The sequence below is a fragment of the Streptococcus cristatus genome (genome assembly GCF_001588905.1).
Classification (GTDB): Bacteria; Bacillota; Bacilli; order Lactobacillales; family Streptococcaceae; genus Streptococcus; species Streptococcus cristatus_N.
Window position 1 is genome coordinate 31,263 of sequence record NZ_LAWH01000026.1, and the last position, 21,320, is coordinate 52,582.

The 21,320-nt window shown below is 41.4% G+C and carries 10 protein-coding genes and 1 pseudogene; 8 read left to right on the forward strand and 3 right to left on the reverse strand.

Translation table 11 applies throughout. The features are described from left to right. Positions 1-11: 11 nt before the first annotated feature. The 3 genes from strH to pabB all read right to left on the reverse strand — a co-directional run bounded on the left by strH (position 12) and on the right by pabB (position 10,885). Positions 12-3,608, reverse strand: coding sequence for an LPXTG-anchored beta-N-acetylhexosaminidase StrH (strH, locus tag A0765_RS05270; protein WP_062005143.1), 3,597 nt, complete (start codon positions 3,606-3,608; stop codon positions 12-14). Between the two features lie 411 nt (positions 3,609-4,019). Then, a complete protein-coding gene (locus A0765_RS05275; protein WP_081108123.1) occupies positions 4,020-8,780 on the reverse strand; it encodes an endo-beta-N-acetylglucosaminidase in 4,761 nt (1,586 codons plus the stop codon). A 383-nt stretch (positions 8,781-9,163) separates the two neighbouring features. After that, positions 9,164-10,885, reverse strand: coding sequence for an aminodeoxychorismate synthase component I (gene pabB, locus A0765_RS05280; RefSeq protein WP_062005099.1), 1,722 nt, complete (start codon positions 10,883-10,885; stop codon positions 9,164-9,166). A 131-nt stretch (positions 10,886-11,016) separates the two neighbouring features. On the opposite strand from pabB, the gene A0765_RS05285 reads away from it, so the two are divergent. The 8 genes and pseudogenes from A0765_RS05285 (at position 11,017) to metF (ending at position 21,208) form a co-directional block, all read left to right on the forward strand. Beyond that, positions 11,017-11,388: a hypothetical protein gene (locus A0765_RS05285; RefSeq protein WP_062005101.1), complete on the forward strand. Its 372-nt coding sequence runs from the start codon at positions 11,017-11,019 to the stop codon at positions 11,386-11,388. A gap of 87 nt (positions 11,389-11,475) precedes the next feature. Beyond that, positions 11,476-12,573: an AI-2E family transporter gene (locus A0765_RS05290; protein ID WP_062005103.1), complete on the forward strand. Its 1,098-nt coding sequence runs from the start codon at positions 11,476-11,478 to the stop codon at positions 12,571-12,573. A gap of 1,054 nt (positions 12,574-13,627) precedes the next feature. Further along, the gene (locus A0765_RS10630) at positions 13,628-15,649 is read left to right on the forward strand and encodes a DEAD/DEAH box helicase (protein WP_062005105.1); all 2,022 of its coding nucleotides are present in this window, start codon (positions 13,628-13,630) and stop codon (positions 15,647-15,649) included. Next, positions 15,642-16,346 (forward strand): DUF2290 domain-containing protein, encoded by a 705-nt coding sequence (locus A0765_RS05300; protein WP_062005107.1) that lies wholly within the window; start codon positions 15,642-15,644, stop codon positions 16,344-16,346. Before A0765_RS10630 ends, A0765_RS05300 begins: the two co-directional genes overlap by 8 nt. A 61-nt stretch (positions 16,347-16,407) precedes the next feature. After that, positions 16,408-16,518 (forward strand): annotated as a pseudogene (locus A0765_RS09970) (addiction module toxin RelE); the annotation flags it as partial. Then, positions 16,511-17,596 (forward strand): HigA family addiction module antitoxin, encoded by a 1,086-nt coding sequence (locus A0765_RS05305; RefSeq protein ID WP_062005109.1) that lies wholly within the window; start codon positions 16,511-16,513, stop codon positions 17,594-17,596. The pseudogene A0765_RS09970 and the gene A0765_RS05305, both read left to right, overlap by 8 nt. Positions 17,597-17,973: 377 nt before the next feature. Continuing rightward, positions 17,974-20,226, forward strand: coding sequence for a 5-methyltetrahydropteroyltriglutamate--homocysteine S-methyltransferase (metE, locus tag A0765_RS05310; protein ID WP_062005111.1), 2,253 nt, complete (start codon positions 17,974-17,976; stop codon positions 20,224-20,226). A gap of 103 nt (positions 20,227-20,329) precedes the next feature. Continuing rightward, positions 20,330-21,208 (forward strand): methylenetetrahydrofolate reductase [NAD(P)H], encoded by an 879-nt coding sequence (gene metF / locus A0765_RS05315; protein ID WP_045497984.1) that lies wholly within the window; start codon positions 20,330-20,332, stop codon positions 21,206-21,208. Positions 21,209-21,320: the final 112 nt, after the last annotated feature.

The following is a 21,320-nucleotide window of genomic DNA, read 5'->3' on the forward strand; positions in this document are numbered from 1 at the left end:
CGTCAGAAGGATTATTGTTCCTTTTTCTTGCTTCCAGCTAAGCCAAGGAAGGCCAAGACAGTGCCTAGTAAAGTCATCGTCCAAGCTGATGATGTTCCAGTTTGAGGAAGTTTAGCGGCTTTAGAAACAGCTGCCTCTGAAGATTTAGCAACCTTTGTCTCAGCTACTTTCTGCTCTGCTGAAGGTGCTGAAATAGTTGAAGCTGCTGGGGTTACTGGGCGCTCAGCTGTCTTATCTTTGACAAGAGGAGTCACTGATGGAGCAGGCTGAACGATTGGCACTTCGATTTGACCAAGACTAGGTTTCGTTTCCTTAGTGCCCACTTCTACTAGCTCATCCACTGGTGCTTTAGAAACGGAAGACTCAACAACCTTTCGGCTGCCATCTAGTGCAGATACTTCCACAAGATTCATTTTTTCGCCCTTGCTTCCTGTCTGAACAACTTTTCGTTGGCCTTTTTCAAGATCTGGATTCAATATTTCTTTTGTCTCAAAATCAAGCTCTTCTGTTTGGATATCCAGATATGGCTTATCCTCAACTAAAGCAGCTTTCTCATCCTGGGCTGTGCTACCATTGTGGCTAAGTGGCTTCAGATTTTCACGCGCAGCTTGAAGTTTAGCGACCAGTTTATCTACCTCAGCCTGTTTATTCCGATTCAATTCCCAGTCGATATCAGCTTGGGCAGCCTTCAGACTAGCAACAGACTCTGGCGTATAGATGCTAAAATCGCTAGGAACCTTGGCCAATTCATCTCGGACAGACTCATAGTTGGCCTTGAAGTAGTCTTTATTGTGATCAGCAAATGCTGTCATCAATTTGAAAATCTCTTCTTCCTTGTACTCAGCCTGTGGTCTATCTGCCCAGATAGCAAGCATGCTACCGACTGTTGGGAGAGATACTTCTGGATACTTGGTAGAGGCTAGTTGGTTAAATGGTGTCTTTTCAGTATTTTCAAGTGCTTTCTGTAAGAAACCACCACCATCTTCCGGTTTTTGTCCTAAGATATAGTACCAGTCCCCATTGGTATTGAGGAATTTATAGCCCTTGCTTGCTAGATACTGAGGTGATGCGAGGTTATAACCCCACCATCCCTTAGACCAGTAAGAGATCAAGACATCCTTGTCAAACTCAACATCATCCTTGGCTTCATAGTAGAAGCCATCGTTGAAGGCCATTGGCTGAAGGCCTCGCTCTTTAGCCATAGCAGCAAGCGTGTTGGCATATTCTGCAAACTTGCCATAGAGGTTATAGTATTTCAGATAATACCAACCCTGAGCATTGGTCGCGTCGTTGGCATACTCATCTGTACCATAGTTGAAAATCTTTGATTTTCCTGCAAAGTAGTCCATGTACTTGCCAATCAAGGCCTTGGTGAAGGCTTTTGCCTCTTCATTTTCCAAGTCCATAGTGGTCTTAGAAAGATTGTCAAAATAAGCCTGCGGGTTCTGAATGCCTAATTTTTCCATAGCCACCAGTAGAGCGTCCATGTGACCAGGACTATTGAGCGCTGGAATCACCCCGATGCCCTTTTGTTTGGCATAGCTGATCAACTCATCCATTTCTTTCTGGCTCAGAGCATTTCCATTTGGATCATCGTAGTAGGATTTAGTACCTTCAGTGATAGCTTCCTTGACTTGGTCACTCTGGTAAGTCTTCCCATTGGCTTTAATAGTCATATCATCCAGCATGAAGCGCATACCGTCATTTCCGACCAGCAAGTGCACATCAGAGTAGCCCAACTCACTAGCCTTGTCGACAATTCTCTTGAGCTGATCTAGCGAGAAGTATTTACGGCCTGCATCAATGGAAATGACCTTGCTCTTAGCTACTTTTTCACGTTCTGCTTGCTTGTCCAAAATCTTTTGATAAGCTTCTGTTGGTTTTAGATTTTCACGGGCTGCTTTTAGCTCAGCAACAGCCTGATTGATGGTGCCTTGTTGCGCGCGGCTCAGGTTTTCATCCAAGGCTCTAACCGCTTTTTCAGCTTCCTTGAGTCGAGCAATACTTTCCTCTGTATATTTAGCTGCCAAGTCACTTGGAATAGCTTCTAACTCTGCAGCTGCATCTTGGTAATTAGCTGCAAAATATTCTGCATTGCGATCCGCAAAACGGCGCATCAATTTATAAAGTCGAGATGCAGAAAAACGAGCAGAAGGCTCATCAGCCCAAGCAGCTACCATGCCTCCCATAATCGGAATATCTGCCCCTTCTGATTTAGGAACGCTGGTAATTGGAGTGGAGGCAATTCCTTTCAAGCCTTGATCCAAATTGTACCAGCCTTGGCCATCCGCATTGCGTCCCAAGACATAATACCAAGCATCATTGGTATTCAAGATTTGATGGCCTTTTTCAGACAAAAGTTTAGAAGAAGCTACATCATAGCCGCCCCAGCCACCAGTCCAGTAAGAAACAATAATATCCTTGTCAAACTCGCCAAAAGTTTGGTCAGAATTATAGTAAATACCGTCATTAAAGGCCATTGGCTTCAAGCCATGACTCTTAACAATTTTAGCTAGGTCATTGGCATAAGCGATGAATTTTTCGTAGCCCTTTTCTGGATAACCTTCTCCTGGATAGTACTTGTCTGCCTGCAGAACCTGCCAACCTTTAGCATTGGTCGCATCATTGGCATACTCGTCCAAACCAATATTGAAAATGTCCGTTTTCCCTGCAAAATAGCCTGCATACTTGTCAATCAAAGCCTTGGTGAAATCAATAGCAGTCTGATTGTTTAGGTCAACTGTCCGTGCAGATTCCTTGCCAAAATAGTTAAAGTTTGGATTTTGAATGCCCAACTCCTTCATAGCATGCAAGATAGCATCCATGTGACCAGGGCTATTGATGGTCGGAACGAGACCGATACCTTGCTTTTTAGCATAGTCAATCAAGTCCGTCATTTGAGCTTGTGTCAAGTGATTACCATTTGGATCATTGTAATAAGCATTGGTTCCTTTTTCAATGGCTTTCTTGACATCCTCGCTGGCATAAGTCTTATCACCAACAGTCAAGGACATATCATCCAATTGGAAGCGTAGACCATCATTCCCCACCAGCAAATGCATGTCCGTGAAGCCAAAGCGTTTCGCCTTGTCTACGATTTCCTTCAGTTGCTCAGGGCTAAAATACTTACGGCCAGCATCAATCGAAACCATTTTCCGCATAGCCAGCTTTTCATCGACCTGACTAGCTTTCTCCGTTTTAGGAGTTTCACTAGGTAGAGTTGCCTTTGACTCATCAGAATTCGTAGAAGCACTTTCTGCTGCAGTCACTGATCTTTCAGCGACTGTATCTAGTTTTGGCTCCTCTGTTACTGGTTTTTCTGCTGGGGCCTCTGCTGCCACAGCTTGAGGCTTAACTTCCTCACTATTTTTAGCAACTGCTTCTGGCAAGGACTCGCTGCTAGTCTGGGCTTCCACAGGAGCAACTTCCTGCACTCCTTCTCCTGCACTGGCTACAGCCGGTCCTGTCGTAGCTACAATACTTGTAGGCGCTGCTTGTACCTCATCAGCTGAAACGACTTGTCCTGCTAAACAAAATCCGACTAGGACAGATGCTGCTCCGATTGAAAGTTTCCGAATAGAAAAACGTTGCTTTCTATTAAAGATCATCATAAAATCTCCTTTTAAAATGTTCCGCTTTGTTATGTAAGCGATTTCTTTTTCTTCTATTATAGTTTATCCCCCTCCTTTCATCAATATTGTCTCCGCAAGATTCTATAGTTAAATGACAAATAGATTAAATCTAGAGCCATATTTTTATAAGGCAAATTGTTACTAAAACAGATATCAGAATCGTCGAGCTATTTTGCTCTATTCATCTCGTCTGAAAGCCTGAGGCAAGCTAGATAAGCCACCAAAATCAAAAAAGAGAAGACTAAATAGTCTTCTCCGAGTTTTTGATTAAATTGTCCTACTGCTGCTAAGAGGAAATTCTAGCTGCCTTTCAGAGAGAGCATTTCACTTAATCTAAGATTAACGATTTGTCAAGCTTACTTTTCTAAACTAGACAAAAGCGCTAAATTATTGGTCCTCTTTTTTTCGTATGAATAGAAGCCAGCTAGCAACAAGGGCTAAAAGTCCTGATGCAGCAACCAAAAGGCTAGTAGATGTACCTGTCTTCGGAAGTTGAGGTGCCTTAGGAGCCTCTGCCCGCTCTGGTGAAGCTGTTGCCAAGCCTGACTCCTTAGAATGTGCCAGTAGTTCTTGCGCTTTCTGACCTCTTTCAGATTTTTCAGCTTCAGCGCTTGGTTTTCCTTGACCCAGATCTGCTTTTTCGACTTCAACACTTGGTTTTGTCTGACCTAGCTCTGATTTTTGTCCTTCAGTTGCTGGTTTATTTTCCCCTGCTGGCTGAGTAGTTTCTGGTCCCTGTGGTTGACTTGGTTTTGGAGTTTCTGCTGGATTATCTTGTCCTGGCAAATCACTCTTTTCAGCCTTGTAAATCACAGCATAGTGAGCAAGGTGAGACGCTGTGAAGACAACTGTATCACCGACACGCTCAAAGTCAAGAGGCTGGCCTGGCTGATTGTCTACGAAGGAAAGAACTTGCTCGACTTCTTTGCTAGCTTCTACAGGTATTTTAACCAGACTAGTGTGCTGAGTAGCAACGTCGTGCCCGTCTTTATCCACTCCTGCCACATCATAAACCTTACCAAGTCTGCCACCCAAGGCTTCTTTTTCGGCAGCATTTGGCTCAACAACTGCTACTTTCAAGCCCTTGATTGGAGTTGACTCCTTGTTTGAGAATTGAACTTCCACACCCGTAGATTCATCCACAAATACAGCTGGCTTATCTTCCTGAAGCTGGGCAATGAGGGCTTGCAGAGAGGCCTTGGCGGTTTCAAGTGAAGCTGGTGTCACTTCAGCTGAAGCCAACAAGTCTTTATTCTTGCTCAACAAGCTGAGGAGGGCATCGCCTGACGGATGATTTGGTTTTTGTTCCAGCAAGGCTTGCGCTTCTTTGGTCAAAGTATCCAATTCAGCTGTCTTGTCCGAAAAATTCTTGCGTCCGTCCAAAGCCTTAAATGCCTGAATCAGTTTTGCTAGACTTTCATCGACTTGGTCTTGTGTACTTGTATCGTGATCTTTTATAATCTGCTCAGCAGATGCAATTTCCTTGAGCAAGGCTTCTTTGACTTCTGGAGTCGCAAAGCTGAAGTCGACCTTATTTTGAACACTCGCTGTTTCTGCTAGCTTTTGCTTCAGATATTCATCGTTTAAGGCTGGTTTTGGTGATACAAAGACATCGTACGTTGTCGTCACACCACGATAGTTGACCGAAATAGTTTGACGGCCTTCTTTGTGACTATCATAGCCTGAGACTTGCACACCTGCTTCATCAAAAGTATGCTCTTCGGTTGTTTCATCATCAAAGACCAGACGGAAACGTCCTCCTGTAGTCTCAAGGCTTTCTCCCACGATATATTCTGTTTTAGGTTTTTCGATTACTTCTAGGCCTACCGGAGTCTTCTCGCCTGCTTCGCTATGACTAACGACAAAGACTGTCAGCACTTGATCCAGTTTTTGTCCCAGATAGGACAGTTGCAAATGCTGCTCTCCTAGCTTAGATGGATCATAGCCCGTCACTTCCACCCCACTGTTTGAAAGTTGAACCAATTGGTCTGGCTGGCCATCCTTAAAGCTGACACGAATTGTACCACCTTTCAGAGACAGAGCATCTCCTTGACGATAGACTTTTCTTTCTGGTGCTGTTTCAAGCTCAACCTTCGAAATTTCCTTATCTTCTTTAGGTACTTCAATAGCTAAGACATTACTAATATCCTTACCAGCTACTTGTGAGCGGTAATACAAGAGGCTAGGGAGTTTAGCAAAAGCAAGTGGTTTGAAGATGAGATTGCCGTCTTTATCCGCCGTCATAGTTGCAATCGGTTTTGTCGCATCGCTGCTGTCATAGAGGGATACCGTCGTCTTAGCTGGCACATCTTTGAAGCCTACTTGGACATGTCCATTTCCAAGAACCCGCGCAGCAGCATCTTTCATCGGCACGTTAGCTGTTTCCGTATCCAAGCTTTCATACATCTTCCAGTTGTAGATCCGGATTGCCCGCCATGGAGTTCCATTGTCGGCTGTAATGACATCCAAACGCCAGTCTTGTGCTCGAATTGGCTTATCTAGGACGATATCTGACACATGGTCTTTATTGCCACGAACGGCCTTGGCTAGTTTCCACTCGCCCGCCTCATCCTTATAATACAAGTCAAAGTCGCGTGTATTCATCTTGCCATCATCGACAGACTCTCCGCCTGCCCCAGCATGCTCCATAACCCAGCGAGTCACTGTCCGAGGCTGAGTCAAACGAATATCTACCGTACCACTGAGTTGGGCAGAAGACCACTTGTCTGACAAACTGGTAATGGTGCCATTCAGCATTCCTTCGACGCCTTCGCTACCATCCGCATCAGAGAAAGTTGTACCAATTACTTTTGCACCCAACACCACGTTTTCTGCCAAAGGTTTTGGCAAGCTTGTATCAGAAACCTGCATACCCCAGTCAAAGTCAACTGTCCCAGCATCTGAACGCAAACCATTCTTTCCTACTGCAACGACTTTCAACTCTTGCTTGCTGCCCTTGGCATTAGCTGAACGACTCACCTTAGCCAAATAAGCTGATGTGTTAGAGGTTCCTGTCACTAGACGCCATTGGTCGCCGTCTTTCTCGTAGATTTCGTAGTAATCCGCATCTGCACTACCTTTAAACTGCAACAAGGCTTCTGCTTCCTGCGCATTTTGAAGACGCTTGGCCTTGACCACCACATCTTTTGGTGCAGCTGGCTTCTCTTGATTAGAATAGATGGACAATTGACCTAGGTTAAACTTATAGTCCTTGACATCCTGGTCATGGTCGAAGTACATTTTCACGCCGTAAATAGTTTTACCAGCTAATGAAGATAAGTCAAAGGTCTCTGTCCTCCAGTCCTTGCTCGGACTGAGCTCTTTCCACTCGTACTCAGAATAGTCTGGCTTCGTCGCAAGAGCTACCCAAGTGCTTGTTCCTTGGCCGCCCTTATGCGTCAGGGTCAGCTTGGTCTTATCACTAACTGGAATCTTGGTCGAGTAGAGCATGACATTCTGGTTGCTATTTGCAGCCAAGTCGCCCTCAAAAGCCAGTGAATTTCCGCCGTTGTACGCTTCGTCAAAGTCATAGCGTCCTTTGAGCGGCGCACTACCTTCTGAGTGCTGAATCCACCAACGCCAGGTCGGCAAGAAACCAGACACAGAACGATAGTTCCATTCTCCATCTTTAGAAACTTTTCCATCTACAAACCAACGTTTCCCGTGTCCAGTATTAAAGGAAGTATTAAAATCGGGTTTGGTGATAGCTGTTTTATCAACCACCAAGTTGGACATTCCATACCAAGATTGGTCTGCTGGTTTACCCTTACTAGGATCGCCTTGGAAGCCTGTCCAGAAATAGTTTTCATGAGTATGATAGCCCTCACCTGTCTTACCTAAACCGGTAATCGTATCAGGCGCATACAGACCTAAAGACAGACGAAGTTTGCCATTTTCGTCCAAAATCGCATCCCAGTCCACATTAGTCTTGTAAGAGCCACCCTTTTGCAGCTCTATCCCCGCCAAAACATCGTAAGGATCCCGTTTGATCCATTTTGCCGTACTGATGGAGTAGTCTGTCTCTGCCTTGCCCCAGTTAAAGTTGGCAAAGAAGGTGTCCACTGGGTTTTCTCCATCTTTGGGCTGCATAAATTGATAATTATATTCGCCAAGGGCATTTTCATGGTAACGACCATATTCATAGGTCATGGCATCATACCAAGAATATTTAACGGGGTAATTCAAAGAACGTGCATACTCTTTTGTATAGAGCAAGAAGTCACGCATTTTGGGACCGAGTGGCTCTACTTGGCTACCTGTCGTTTCCTGGTTGATAAAGTAGCCATCATAGCCATAATATTTAGCCAACTCGACTAATTTACGAGCAATTGGGAAGGTCTTTGAGCCTTCAGAATCTTCTTTCAAGGCTTCTGCGAAGCGTTCTTGATCCTTAGCGCTTGACGACCAATTGAAGAAGAGGGTCCCGTAGATTGGCACACCATTTCTATGGGCCGCATCAATAACATCTGGTGTCGGCACTAAACCATCCCAGTACACCATAGAATGCAAATATTGCCAGTAATCGAAAGCATAGGCCTTGAATTCCTCGCCCCCAATGGAAGCATGATCCTTGGCTTTAGAGTTCATATTGGACAGAGCCTGTACTTTCGCCTCTGGATTGGCTTGCTGGTTGATTTGGTGCCCCTGATAACGCTCAGCCAGAGGCACGCTAGCCCGGTTGATTTCGTCATCTTCACGAGCTCCCGGCTTCCAGTCAAGCAGTTCTTGCCAAGTATCAAACTTGATTTCTTTCGGTTTGAGCTTTTTATCTTCCTGACTTGGTAAGTCCTCTACGACTTTTGTCTCTCTGCTGGTAGGCGCTTCTTCCTTGACTTCTTTTTCCTTGCCAGCCGTCACTTCCTTGCTCTCAGCTACTGGAGCTTCGGAGGCAAGAGCCTGCTTTTCAGTTTCTGTCGCTAGACCTTGGACAGCCTCGACAGGTGCTTCACTGACTTTCGTCTCTTCAGCTGCTGCTTCCGTCCGAGCTTCCTCCTTGGCAAGGACGCTAGTAGTAGTTTGTGATGCTGCTGGGCTATTTTCTTCTGCTAAAGCATGACCAGCCCCAAACAGCGCTATCCCTACCAAAACAGAGCAAACGCCTAAACTCAACTTACGGATACTAAATCTTTGTTTCTTATCAAATTGCATTTTTACCTTAACTCCTTCTCTTCTTTTCTTTTTTCGTGCACTTGCTGCCTCCTCCCTAGTCGCTCCTTTCAAAAGGTAATCGCTTACATTTTTGCATAAAAAAAGAAAGATTCACTTAAAATCATTCTACCTTGCACGAGCTTGCCTTGTCAATTCATTCTATCTTGTCCTATAAATAGAGATTAAATCTCTAAAAATAGTACAAGAAAAGAGAGTGGGACAGAAATCGGTAATTCGTTAGAATTCGATTTCGTCGTCCCACCTCCGCACAGTTGAGTAGGGCTGTAAAAGCTGATAAAATCAGCGTAGTAGAGCCCACTCAACCACTGCGTCTTGCTCGACAATCCAAAGACAATTGAGAGGCTAGGACTTTTGTCCCAGCCTCAATCATCTATTTCCAATTCATAAAGGCCTCGTACTGCGTTGCAGGCGTAGATTTTTTCTGCTGATGTCAAGTCGTCTAAGCTGAGGATTTTTTCTGTGGCCTGACCTGTTGCCAAGAGATGCTGGCGATAGATGCCATTCAAAAGGCCTAGCTCGACTGGTGGCGTGTAGAGGTGGCCGTCTAATTGGAGAACTAGGTTACCGATGGAGCTTTCTAGCAGCTGCCCTTGGGAATTGTAGTAAATCTGCTCCTGCTGACCTAGGTTTAAATGTGGCCGATAGCTGGTTTTAAAGTAGGTGAAAGGCTGCTGCAAATCGGCATTTTGTGGAACGAGAATAGCCTTGCAGAAAGCTTCTGGGAGTGCCTGTAGCTTATCTAGCTTGCAGGTCACTTTTCCAGATTTTGCGATGGAGATCCGCAAGCGGTAGTCCGTACTTGGATCCAGTTCTGCTAGGCTTTGGTTTAACTCTACCTTCAGTTTTTCCTCATCAAATGGATAAGCAAAGTAACGGGCGGATTCTCGTAGACGCTTCAGATGTTGGTCTTGGAAGGTCAGTTGACCTTGCTCAATCTTCCCTGTCGTAATCAGGTCAAATTGCGGATTTTTCCGATAAAGAACAGCGGATTTTTGCTGGGTTTCGATATACTCGGCTTCCCAAGTGCTATCCCAAGTGATGCCACCGCCAACACCATAGATAGCTTTGCCAGCCTCAAGCTGAATGGTGCGGATGGCCACATTGAAAATCCGTCTCTGGTCTGGCAAACAGATGCCAACTGTACCACAATAGACACCGCGTGCGGCTTTTTCAGTCACCTTGATGATAGCCATGGTCGAAATCTTTGGAGCGCCTGTGATAGAGCCGCATGGAAAGAGGGCATCAAAAATTTCTCCTAGACCAATATCGGGCTGCAGTTGGCTTTTGATGGTGGAGGTCATTTGCCAGACAGTGGAATACTGCTCGACCTGACACAGCTGTTCGACCCGTTCACTGCCAATCTCTGAAATGCGGTTCATGTCGTTGCGCAGCAGATCAACGATCATCATATTTTCCGCTCGATTTTTAGGATCCTGGCTCAGCCAGTTAGCCTGTTCTAAGTCCGCAGCGACCGTCAGACCGCGATTGGTAGTCCCTTTCATCGGCCGCGTTGTCAGCTCACCTCGGTGCTCCTCGAAAAAGAGCTCAGGACTGATGGATAAGACTGCCTGATGATCGTGCTCTACGTAGGCATTGTAGGCGGCGTTTTGCTCAACGACTAGACGGTTGTAAATAGCCCAGCTGTCCTGTGGATTAAGCTCTGCGCCTAGTTGCACCGTGTAGTTGACCTGATAGGTATCGCCCTGACGGATATGGTGGTGAATGGTTCCAATGGCCTTTTCGTACTCTTGCTCTGTCGTCAGGCTCTGCCATTGCGCTGGCATTTCTACCTCGTCGTAAGCCAAAGGGAATGGGGCTTCATCAGCTCTGTCATGAATGGTAAAGTAAATCAGGTACTCGCCCAGCAGAGGGGCTTTGTGGACCTGTAGTTTTTCCTCAAAAGCGGGGGCAGCTTCGTAGCTGACATAGCCGACTGCATAAAATCCCTTTTTCTGCCAGTCCTCTATCTCGTGCAGAATCGCTCTGACTTCGGACAACTCGCGTGTTTTGAGCTCTTTGATGGGCTGGCTGAAAATCAAGCGCCGACCCAGTTCTTTAAAATCAATAACTGTTTTCTTGTGCATGAGTTTATTGTACCATAAGATAATTTGAATGAAAACGGATTTATCGGATGAGACACTCATTCTTTTGTAATAGTTGACAGATTAGAGAGTGGCTCGGTATACTATTTTAAAAAAAAAATAGTGAGATGCTTATGAAATCAAACAAATTGCTGTGGATAAATGGAATTGTTGGCATTTTAGGAGGCCTTCAGATCATTTACGCTTCTTCTAATAGATGGCACTGGGAAATTATTTATTTGGTTCCCACACTGGTTGAAAACCCTGGCTGGGGCAAGGTTGTTATACTGACCAGCTGGCTACTTTTGGGGCTTTCTATAGTTGGAATGTATCATTATAGCAACGACCCAAGAGTCAATAAGACGAGTCATGAGCTTCTATTCTGCGCCTCCATCATGGGCTTTATCTCTTTTCTGTTTACTTTTTCAGGACTTCTATCTATCATCTCAGGAATTCTATATCTTCTAGATTTGTCAAAATTTAAGAACGACGAAAAAGTTGATTGACAAGTGTGGCAGCTGACTTTCTCCTGCTCGAAAGGCCTTGAAAATTATGATAAAATAAGGAAATGACAAAACTGTAAAGGAAGTCTTATGAAAAAAATCAATGAATCCTATAAACTCATCGTCTTTGCGGCGCTTGCTCTGGCTCTGGTTCTCTATATCGGAAACATCTGGTCTGGCCTGCAAAGCCTGACGTCGGTATTTTCACCTATTATACTGGGCGGAGTATTGGCCTTTATCTTCAATGTCCCGATGAAAAAGCTGGAAGACCTCTTGGACAAATGCCGAGTCCCTCAGAAGTTGCAGCGCAGTCTGGCCTTGGTTTTGGAGGTGCTGATTTTAGCTCTCATTATGACAGGGATTGTCTCTATCGTCGTGCCGACTCTGACCACAGCGGTCAATCAGCTGAGCGCAACAATCGGCAAAGTAGCACCTCAGGTAGCCAAGTGGCTGCAGCAGTCTGGCTTGCTTTCCTCTAGCCAGTTGAAAGATTTGACCAAGCAGCTGCAAAACAGTGGTATTGTCAACAGAGCCATCTCTCTTCTGGGCAGTCTGACAGGCAATATTTCTGCCATCTTTGGAAATTTCTTCTCCGTTATTATGTCAATCTTTCTCATGTTTGCCTTCTTGAGCAGCAAGGAGCATTTGCAGACGATCACTAGTCGTCTCTTACAGGTTCTGCTTCCTGAGAAAGCTGTGAAACGCCTATCCTATGTGGGTTCTGTCATTGTTGAGACCTATGATAAGTTCCTGATGGGGCAGATGATAGAGGCCGTCATTGTTGGTGTTTTGGTCTTTATCGCCTATTCTTTGACAGGTCTACCTTATGCGGCTCTGACAGGAGTTTTGGCTGGAGTACTCTCTTTCATCCCCTACATTGGGCCTTTCTCTGCTTGTGCTCTGGGTGCTATCTTTATCTTTACCGACAGCCCTTGGAAAGCCCTTCTCTCGATTGCAGTCTTTCAGCTGGTGCAGCTGATTGAGGGCAATATCATCTATCCGCGCGTGGTCGGCCAGTCCGTCGGTCTCCCAACTCTCTTTACCCTTGCCGCCGCCCTGATTGGGGGTAACCTCTTTGGCTTGGTCGGCATGATTTTCTTCACGCCTATCTTTGCAGTTATCTACCGCTTGGTCAGAGAGTTTGTTGTGGAGAAGGAGAAGGAAGTCGAAGGGGACACAAGTAGATGAAAAAATGAAGTTTAGTGGCTTCATTTTGATGCCTGTTTTTGTTCCTGATCCTGCCAAAAGATCCTCTCAAAGAAAGTGTCATAGAAACCGTTTGTTCCAAAGTCCATCAACTATTAAGTAGTTGTAAAAGAAATTATCTTTGATAGTATCTCTGAAGTTTACTTTCCTTTATCTGGTGATTTCTGCTTAGCTATATTTAAAAAGTATGTAGATTATGATAAAATAAAATCGGTTACAAAAGTAATCTATTGATAATATGAATATTGACTTTTTATCAAAAATGAAAATCAAGGTTCATGAGAAATATTAGGATAGTTGAATTGTTATCTTCAATTGATAGAAAGATTCTTATAAATAACCAATTACCTAAGAGTTGTAAGCTATGGCTAAGTACCTCTATGACTACTGATTTGTGCAATTTGCTTTCCCTGACCAGAATGGCAAACCCTACAAAACGTTAGGCGGAAAGGTGCTCTATAGCAAAAAACTCAAATGCGAAATCCCTGAGGGGTGGGGAGTGGAGAAGAAAGCAGATATTGATCTTACAGGTCTTAGAGGAATACCGAAACTACAAATAGTTCATACTATGTAGAAGGAGAGTACCATGGATAAATAGAGGTGAACGAAGTCAAACAGTTATTACAAGTACTTCTAATTTTATTACAGAAGAAAAATTATATAATTCTAGTGCAAAACTATTTCCAAGTGGGACAATTTTAGTTGCTATGTACGGAACTACAGCGAGAAAAGTTAATTTTCTGACTTTTGAAGCGTTAATAAACTACGTAATATGTGCAATTATATTATTAGATATTAGTGTGCAGTATTATATCAAAAATGTAATTGAGTACTTGCATTCAGTATCTTGTTAAGTTAAGTATTGGTTCTGCAAGTGATAATCTTTCACAAGATATGATTAAAAATGTAAAAGCAACTATCACTTCAAATGATATTTTATATATATTATTGTTTTTCTAATAATATCATTAAAGAGATAGCTAAAAAACAGTAAGAAAATGAACAACTCACCCAAATTCGAGATTGGCTTTTGCCAATGGTGATGAATGGACAGGTTTATAAAAAAATAGAGGAAAAAATGATTAGTAAATTTGGTGAAACTTCGAGATTGAGTAAAAAAACTCAGTCAGTGATAGAAAATATCATAATGATTTTAGAAAGCAGTGGATACTATGGAGATATATATTGTGGTTATCCAATTATAAATGAAAATGGTAGAAAAGATTTTTTAAAAGCAATTATATTGTTAAAATCAGGGATCTATCTTCTTTATGAGAATGATATTGAAGAAAAAGTATTTTCAAATAGTCTTATTTCTTATCTATCACAAGATTCTAGTTTAGTAGATATCACTTTAAACTTTAGAGATTATGTAAAATTACTAAATACCTCTACAGAATTAAGTGTTGAGACATTTGAAGGTAATGATATCTTATCTGAGGAAACGTTATTAAAAGTTAATCGAGCAATTCAGCAATCATTTAATTTAACAAAAACTGATGAGCGAGAAATAAGTTCGGAAGCAACTTTAGGTAGTTTAATTAAAAAAAGAAATAATTATATTGGAAAATATGATGAAACACAGTTCAATATGGTTCATAGTACAATTGATTCTCATCAGAGAATTAGAGGACTTGCTGGAAGTGGGAAAACTATTCTCATGCTAAAAAAAATGGCTTATTTACATTTTCAAGAGCCAGATTTAAAGATTGCATTTGTTTTCTATACAACTTCTTTACGAAGTAGTATGATAAAAATGTTTACAGATTTTTATAAAGATTATGATAGGTATAACGAGCCAAATTTTGAACATATTAAAATTTTTCATTCTTGGGGAGGGAAAGGAAGTAGAGGATTTTATTCTGATATTTGTGAACAAACTGATAGTGAGTATTTTAATTATAGCGAAGCTGTAGAAAAGGCTAGCGGAGAGGATCCTTTTGAGTTTGTATGTAAAAATTTACATGAAGAACTAAGGAAGCAGATAGATTATAAGGGAACTTATGATTATATTTTTATTGATGAGGCACAAGATTTTGGGATTAATTTTTTCCATTTGGCATTAGAAACACTTAAAAGAGATGTTCGTACGGGGTACTTAATTTATGCTTATGACGAACTACAATCATTGAGAGCACAAGTTTCTATACCTTCGAAAGTTGATATATTTGGAGAAAGTTCTAGATGTAAGGATATTAATCTGGATATTAGTTATAGGGCACCAAAAGAAATACTTACTACAGCTCATGCAATAGGTTTAGGGGTTTATAGGAGAGTTGTTGATTCGTCAGAAACTCCCTTGGTAAATTTTGTAGATGAAACTACACTACTGGATATGGGATATAAAAATATCGGACAAGATTTCAAAGCAGGAAATCATATTGTATTGGAAAGAACTAAAGAGAATAATACTGAAATAGAGATAGATGCACCAATTTATGTATCTGATATGGCAAAACAAAATAGTATAGTTGCTGAAGAAATAATTCGTTTGCTTCTAGAAGAGGATGTAAAACCAAGTGATATTATGTTAATTGATATGGATGGAAATAATTTAACAAGGAATTATAATCAATTTAGCTTAAAATTTGATGCATTATTATATAATACCGAATTAAATAAAAATGTTCATATAAAACTTGTAAGTGGCAAAACACCTTCAATGACAAAATCAGAAAATTCTATTATTTATACTACTGTCTTCAGAGCAAAAGGCAATGAAGCAAATTTAGTGTATTTAATAAACTGTAATAAAATTCAAACGTCGAATAGAAATAGTACATATAGAAATGAAATTTTCACAGCTATGACAAGGGCCAAAGTTAAAGTATGGTTATATGGAGGAACAGTTGATTTTCTGAAAGAAGAAATTGAAGCAACTAGAGATCATGATTATAAACTTGAATTCATTTATCCTACAGAGCAACAAAAAGAATCAATTAGGATTATGGGAGATAGCGATGAGAAATTGGAAAATAATATTATTGCTGCTCAGGAACTACCGATTGAAATTCTAGAACAATTATTAAAACAAAAATTGGGTTCAAAAAATGACTGAATTAGAATTAATTAGGCAACAATTAGAGTGTTTATCTAATCTAAAACCTGTTTCTTCTTATATTTTAGAATTTCAAAAGTATGAAAATATTAATCGTCAGACTCTAATAAATAATAATTATATAATTGGGAAAAAAACAGGTAAATTTACTTATGAAAACTATGATGAAATGTATAGAGAAATAAAAAACAATGGAAACTGGCAGTTGAAATTGTTAGATGATTCATTTATTAGCTTTTATTATTGTTTTGATAGTCAGGGTAGTGTCGTAAAATGTAGTTTATCTTATATTCCATCTATTAATGATGATGCATTAGCAGGTAGACCTTCTAAGTCAGATAGATATGAAGCTTTACTATATTGTTTCATGAATTATATAAGAATCGATTTTGATGAAACAGGATATGAAGAACGAGTACACGAGCTACAACATATGCACAAAGGATTGAATCTAAGGAATAAAAAAAATGGAACAGATGAAAGTTACTCGGGACAATCAGATTTAGAAACTTTTATAAATGAAATTAGATTGCCAGTTAAGAGAATTTTTTTTCCAAATGATTTTGTTCAATTTATCTTAGAGTATGTATATCATGAAAGTATAGATTGTGTTAGTATAAATCCATGTGTCAATAAGAGAATTGTCATTAATGAAACAGCTCAGAATTTTTCTATTGATAATGTTTATAGTAATTGAAAAGTTCAATATTATTGAAGATATAATTTAGAGAGCAATTTGTCGATTAACAGATTATATTTCCTATCGGTTGATTGTGGAATTTCGTGAGGAGGATCTTGGAAAGGTATTTCCAAGTCCCGTTGAAATCGAAATCCTAAAAATAGAGGAGGTCAGCAATCACTATGAGTAATAAAATTGTTGAATATAAAGACCTGATTGCTTTTCATCCAGGTCAGTATGTTGAAGAGTTGATTGAAGATTATAACGTAACGCAGAAAGAATTTGCGGAACGTTTGGGAGTTTCGGCAAAGACTGTCAGCAAAATAGTCAATGCTGAGGAGTCTATTAGTAAGGATACGGCTCATAAGTTAGCCAAGCTAAGCGGAGTTTCCATGCAAACCTGGCTCAATCTTCAGAATACTTACGATGTAAAGGTTGCAGAGATTGCAGAACAAAGAGAGCTAGAAGAAGGTAGCGAGAAAGAAATCTGTGAGATGATTGATTTCAAGTATTTTAAGGAAGAAGGTTACGTTCCAGACAAACGCTATACTTTGAAAGAAAAGATTGTCGAGCTTCGCAAGATTTTAGGTGTGGCAAGTTTAGAAAACCTCTTAACTTTCAATCATCTAGTGAGTTATCGGAATACACGTGAGTTTACGCCTAAAAGTATAGTCAACTCCAATATCATGCTGGAGTTGGCATCTAAAAAAGCACGTGATACAACAACTACCAAGCTCAATCGTAGAAAGCTAGAGAGAAGCTTGCCAGCTTTGAGAAAGTTGACGAGACAAGACCCAGAAGTTTTTCCTCAACGCTTGTATGATATCTTGCTAGACTGTGGTGTTGTCCTAGTAGGTCTACCTGCTTTGGCAAATGCTAATCTGAATGGTGCTACAAAAAAATTCAGCAATGGTAGTGCCTTGCTATTATTGACAGACCGAAACAAGGCATCCGATATTTTCTGGTTCTCACTTTTCCATGAGATTGGGCACATTTTACAGAACGATTTTTCATCTGAAGACGGAAACAGTGACTCATACCGACGTTCTGAGGAACAGGCAGACCAGTTTGCAAAAGATCTTTTGATAAACCCTGAAGACTATCAAACTTTTGTAGAAAAAGGAAACTTTGATAAGTCAGACATCCTTCAATTTGCTGAAGAAATAAATATTCACCCGAGTATTGTTCTAGGAAGATTACAAAATGAGGGCATTCTCAGTTTTGATCGCTTCCGAGAACTAAAAGAAAATTATTACTTTGTATCTTAAGTGTCAGGAAATTTTTAGAAGATGAAAAGATGCTTAAAGTTTAGTATAGTTAGCAGAGGACTCCAATTGATTCGCTCATTTTATTAAAAAGCGATAAGAGAAATCAAAAATATCAAAATTTAGATAACCTATAGTCTTTTCTAATAACAAGTCATAGTTGTTTATAAGAATTAGCGATAGCCTGTTTTAATCTATAAACTAGTATGTAACTTAAAAACAAGCAAAAAAAGGGATTTGAGACACGTGTCTCAAATCTTTTTCTTTTGTATATAATAGTGATATAGTTTTAAACTATATCAAACTCTGGGAAATTCCAATTATACAGAGGGCAGATTTTCTGTTAAGATAGATTCAACAACAATTTTTGGAGGACGTTTATGTCAACGACTATCATTGGTTTCCCTCGTTTGGGTGAATTCCGCGAATTAAAATTTACAACTGAAAAATACTTTAGAAATGAAATATCAGCAGACGAACTCTTGGCAGCAGCGAAAGACTTGCGTGCCAAACACTGGAACATTGTCAAAGAAAAGGGTATCACTGAAATCCCATCAAATGACTTTTCTCACTATGACAACTTCCTAGATGCAGCCTTCCTTTTCAACGTGGTTCCTGCTTCTGTTCAAAACTTGGACTTGACTGACCTTGAGCGCTACTTTGCCTTGGCGCGTGGTTACCAAGGAGAAAAAGGGGATGTGCGTGCTCTTCCGATGAAGAAGTGGTTCAACACCAACTACCACTACATCGTTCCTAAGTTTGAAAAAGATACTCAAGTTAAACTTGCAGGTCACAAGATTTTTGATGAGTTCCAAGAAGCCAAAGAACTTGGATTGAACACTCGTCCTGTCCTTGTGGGTCCATTCACCTTCCTTCAATTGTCAGACTTTGAAGAAGGTGTGAAAGCAGAAGACTTCGTAGATAGCTTTGTAGCTGCTTACCAAGAAGTCTTTGCTAAATTAGCTGAACTTGGTGCGACTCGTATTCAACTCGACGAAGCGGCTCTTGTCAAAGACTTGACTGCTGAAGAAAAAGCTCTCTTCTTGAATCTCTACAACAAACTCTTGGCTGACAAAAAAGGTCTTGAAGTTTTGCTTCAAACTTATTTTGGTGACGTTCGTGACGTCTACTCCGACCTTGTGAACTTGCCAGTAGATGCGATCGGTCTTGACTTTGTAGAAGGTAAGAAAACTCTTGAATTGGTTAAAGGTGGCTTCCCAGCTGACAAGACTCTTTATGCGGGTATTGTCAATGGTAAGAATATCTGGCGTAACAACTATGAAAAGAGCTTGGAAATCTTGGATCAAGTTCCAGCTGAAAAAGTTGTCTTGACGACTTCTTGCTCTCTTCTTCATGTACCATTTACAACTGCTAACGAAGATTTTGAACCAGCTATTTTGAACCACTTCGCCTTTGCGGTTGAAAAATTGGGTGAATTGCGTGACTTGGATGCTATCCGCAACGGTCAAGGCGCAGAAGCACTTGCAGCTAACAAAGAACTCTTTGCGACTGAACGTGTTGGTGAAAATGCGGAACTTCGTGCGCGTATCGCTGGCTTGACAGATGCTGACTACACTCGTTTGCCAGCCTTTGCAGAACGTGAAGCTATCCAAGAAGATGCCTTCAAACTTCCAGCTCTTCCAACAACAACGATTGGTTCATTCCCTCAAACAAAAGAAGTTCGTGCCAAACGCTTGGCCTTCCGTAAGGGCGAATTGTCACAAGAAGAATACGATGCCTTTCTTGCTGAAACGATTGATGAATGGATCAAATGGCAAGAAGAAGTTGGATTTGACGTGTTGGTACACGGTGAATTTGAGCGTAACGACATGGTTGAGTACTTCGGTCAAAACTTGTCAGGTTACCTCTTCTCTAAGAATGGTTGGGTACAATCATACGGTATGCGTGGGGTTAAACCACCAATTATCTGGGGTGATGTCACTCGTCTTAACCCAATCACTGTCAAATGGTCTAGCTATGCTCAAAGCCGTACTGACAAACCTGTTAAGGGTATGTTGACTGGACCTGTTACAATCCTCAACTGGTCATTCCCACGTGAAGACATCTCTATCAAGGATTCTACACTTCAAATCGCTCTTGCTATCAAAGATGAAGTTCTTGACCTTGAAGCTGCTGGCGTGAAGATCATCCAAATCGACGAGGCTGCCCTTCGTGAGAAATTGCCACTCCGTCGTAGCGACTGGTACGAAGACTACCTTGACTGGGCAATTCCTGCCTTCCGCTTGGTACACTCTACAGTTGCGCCAGATACTCAAATTCACACTCACATGTGTTACTCAGAATTTACAGATATCATCCCAGCTATCGACAACATGGATGCGGACGTTATTTCCTTTGAAGCAAGCCGTTCAAACCTTGAAATCTTGGACGAACTCAAAGCGAAAAACTTCCAAACAGAAGTGGGACCTGGGGTTTACGATATCCACTCTCCTCGTGTGCCAAACGAAGGCGAAATCGACCACACAATCGAAGCGATCCTTGCTAAAGTACCAAGCAAGAAGGTTTGGATCAACCCTGACTGTGGTTTGAAAACACGTGGTATCCCAGAAACAAAAGAAAGCTTGATCCGCCTTGTAGAAGCGGCTAAAGCAGCTAGACAAAAACTGAATTAATATTATTTCTACATTTAAACTCAGCTCTGATAAACCTGCAACAAAGCTGTTTGCAGGTTTGTTATAGGCTGATAGTTAGTAGATTGAAAGGAATTTTATCTCTATGGTGAATCGCCAAACTCCTAGTCTCTCATTTGAAGTATTTCCTCCTAATCCGGCAGTAGGCAATGATAAGATTTTTCAGGCGTTGAGGGAGATGCAAGATCTGGCTCCCCACTTTATCAGTGTGACTGCCAGCAATAATAAATTTGATATTGAGGAGACAACGGTTCGTTTGGCTGAGTTCATCTCCAATGACCTTGAGATTCCGACGATTGCCCATTTGCCAGCTGTTTATCTAACCAAGGAAATGGTATCCAATATCTTGCAGGCTTTGGATCGTGTTGGGGTTAATCAGATTTTGGCTTTGCGAGGCGATATTTTTCCAGATGTGGCTCCTAAGGATGATTTTAGATATGCGACTGACTTGATTGAGTATATCAAGACAGAAGCACCACATTTTGACATCATCGGTGCTTGCTATCCAGAAGGTCACCCAGACTCACCAAACCAGATCTCAGATATTCAGAATCTAAAGAAAAAGGTTGATGCGGGCTGTTCTAGTCTTGTCACTCAGCTCTTCTTTGACAATGAACGTTTCTATGATTTCCAAGATAAGTGTACCTTGGCAGGGATTGATGTTCCGATTCATGCAGGGATCATGCCTATTCTTAACCGAAACCAAGCGCTTCGCCTTTTGAAAACGTGTGAGAATATTCATCTTCCGCGCAAATTCAAGGCGATTCTGGATAAGTATGAACATGATCCAGAATCCCTGCGGACAGCTGGTTTAGCCTATGCGGTGGATCAAATTGTCGATTTGGTGACCCATGATGTAGCAGGGATCCATCTCTATACGATGAATAACGCGGCAACAGCTTACCATATCTATAAGGCGACCCATGCGCTCTTTAACCATACCCCATCCGTTCAATCTTTTTAAGATGAATGAAGAAACCACTAATCAGATTCATTTGCTGTTTAGTGGTTTTTGTTTATAGATTTTGATCATTTAGAAGCTGATAAATGATAGAGTCGTTTTTTCTTGCTTGCTA

Bases quoted from the DNA above. Each gene is read 5' to 3' on its own strand.
- strH (WP_062005143.1), bottom strand. From the start codon at position 3,608: ATGATCTTTAATAGAAAGCAACGTTTTTCTATTCGGAAACTTTCAATC.
- A0765_RS05275 (WP_081108123.1), bottom strand. From the start codon at position 8,780: ATGCAATTTGATAAGAAACAAAGATTTAGTATCCGTAAGTTGAGTTTA.
- pabB (WP_062005099.1), bottom strand. From the start codon at position 10,885: ATGCACAAGAAAACAGTTATTGATTTTAAAGAACTGGGTCGGCGCTTG.
- A0765_RS05285 (WP_062005101.1), top strand. From the start codon at position 11,017: ATGAAATCAAACAAATTGCTGTGGATAAATGGAATTGTTGGCATTTTA.
- A0765_RS05290 (WP_062005103.1), top strand. From the start codon at position 11,476: ATGAAAAAAATCAATGAATCCTATAAACTCATCGTCTTTGCGGCGCTT.
- A0765_RS10630 (WP_062005105.1), top strand. From the start codon at position 13,628: ATGGTGATGAATGGACAGGTTTATAAAAAAATAGAGGAAAAAATGATT.
- A0765_RS05300 (WP_062005107.1), top strand. From the start codon at position 15,642: ATGACTGAATTAGAATTAATTAGGCAACAATTAGAGTGTTTATCTAAT.
- A0765_RS05305 (WP_062005109.1), top strand. From the start codon at position 16,511: ATGAGTAATAAAATTGTTGAATATAAAGACCTGATTGCTTTTCATCCA.
- metE (WP_062005111.1), top strand. From the start codon at position 17,974: ATGTCAACGACTATCATTGGTTTCCCTCGTTTGGGTGAATTCCGCGAA.
- metF (WP_045497984.1), top strand. From the start codon at position 20,330: ATGGTGAATCGCCAAACTCCTAGTCTCTCATTTGAAGTATTTCCTCCT.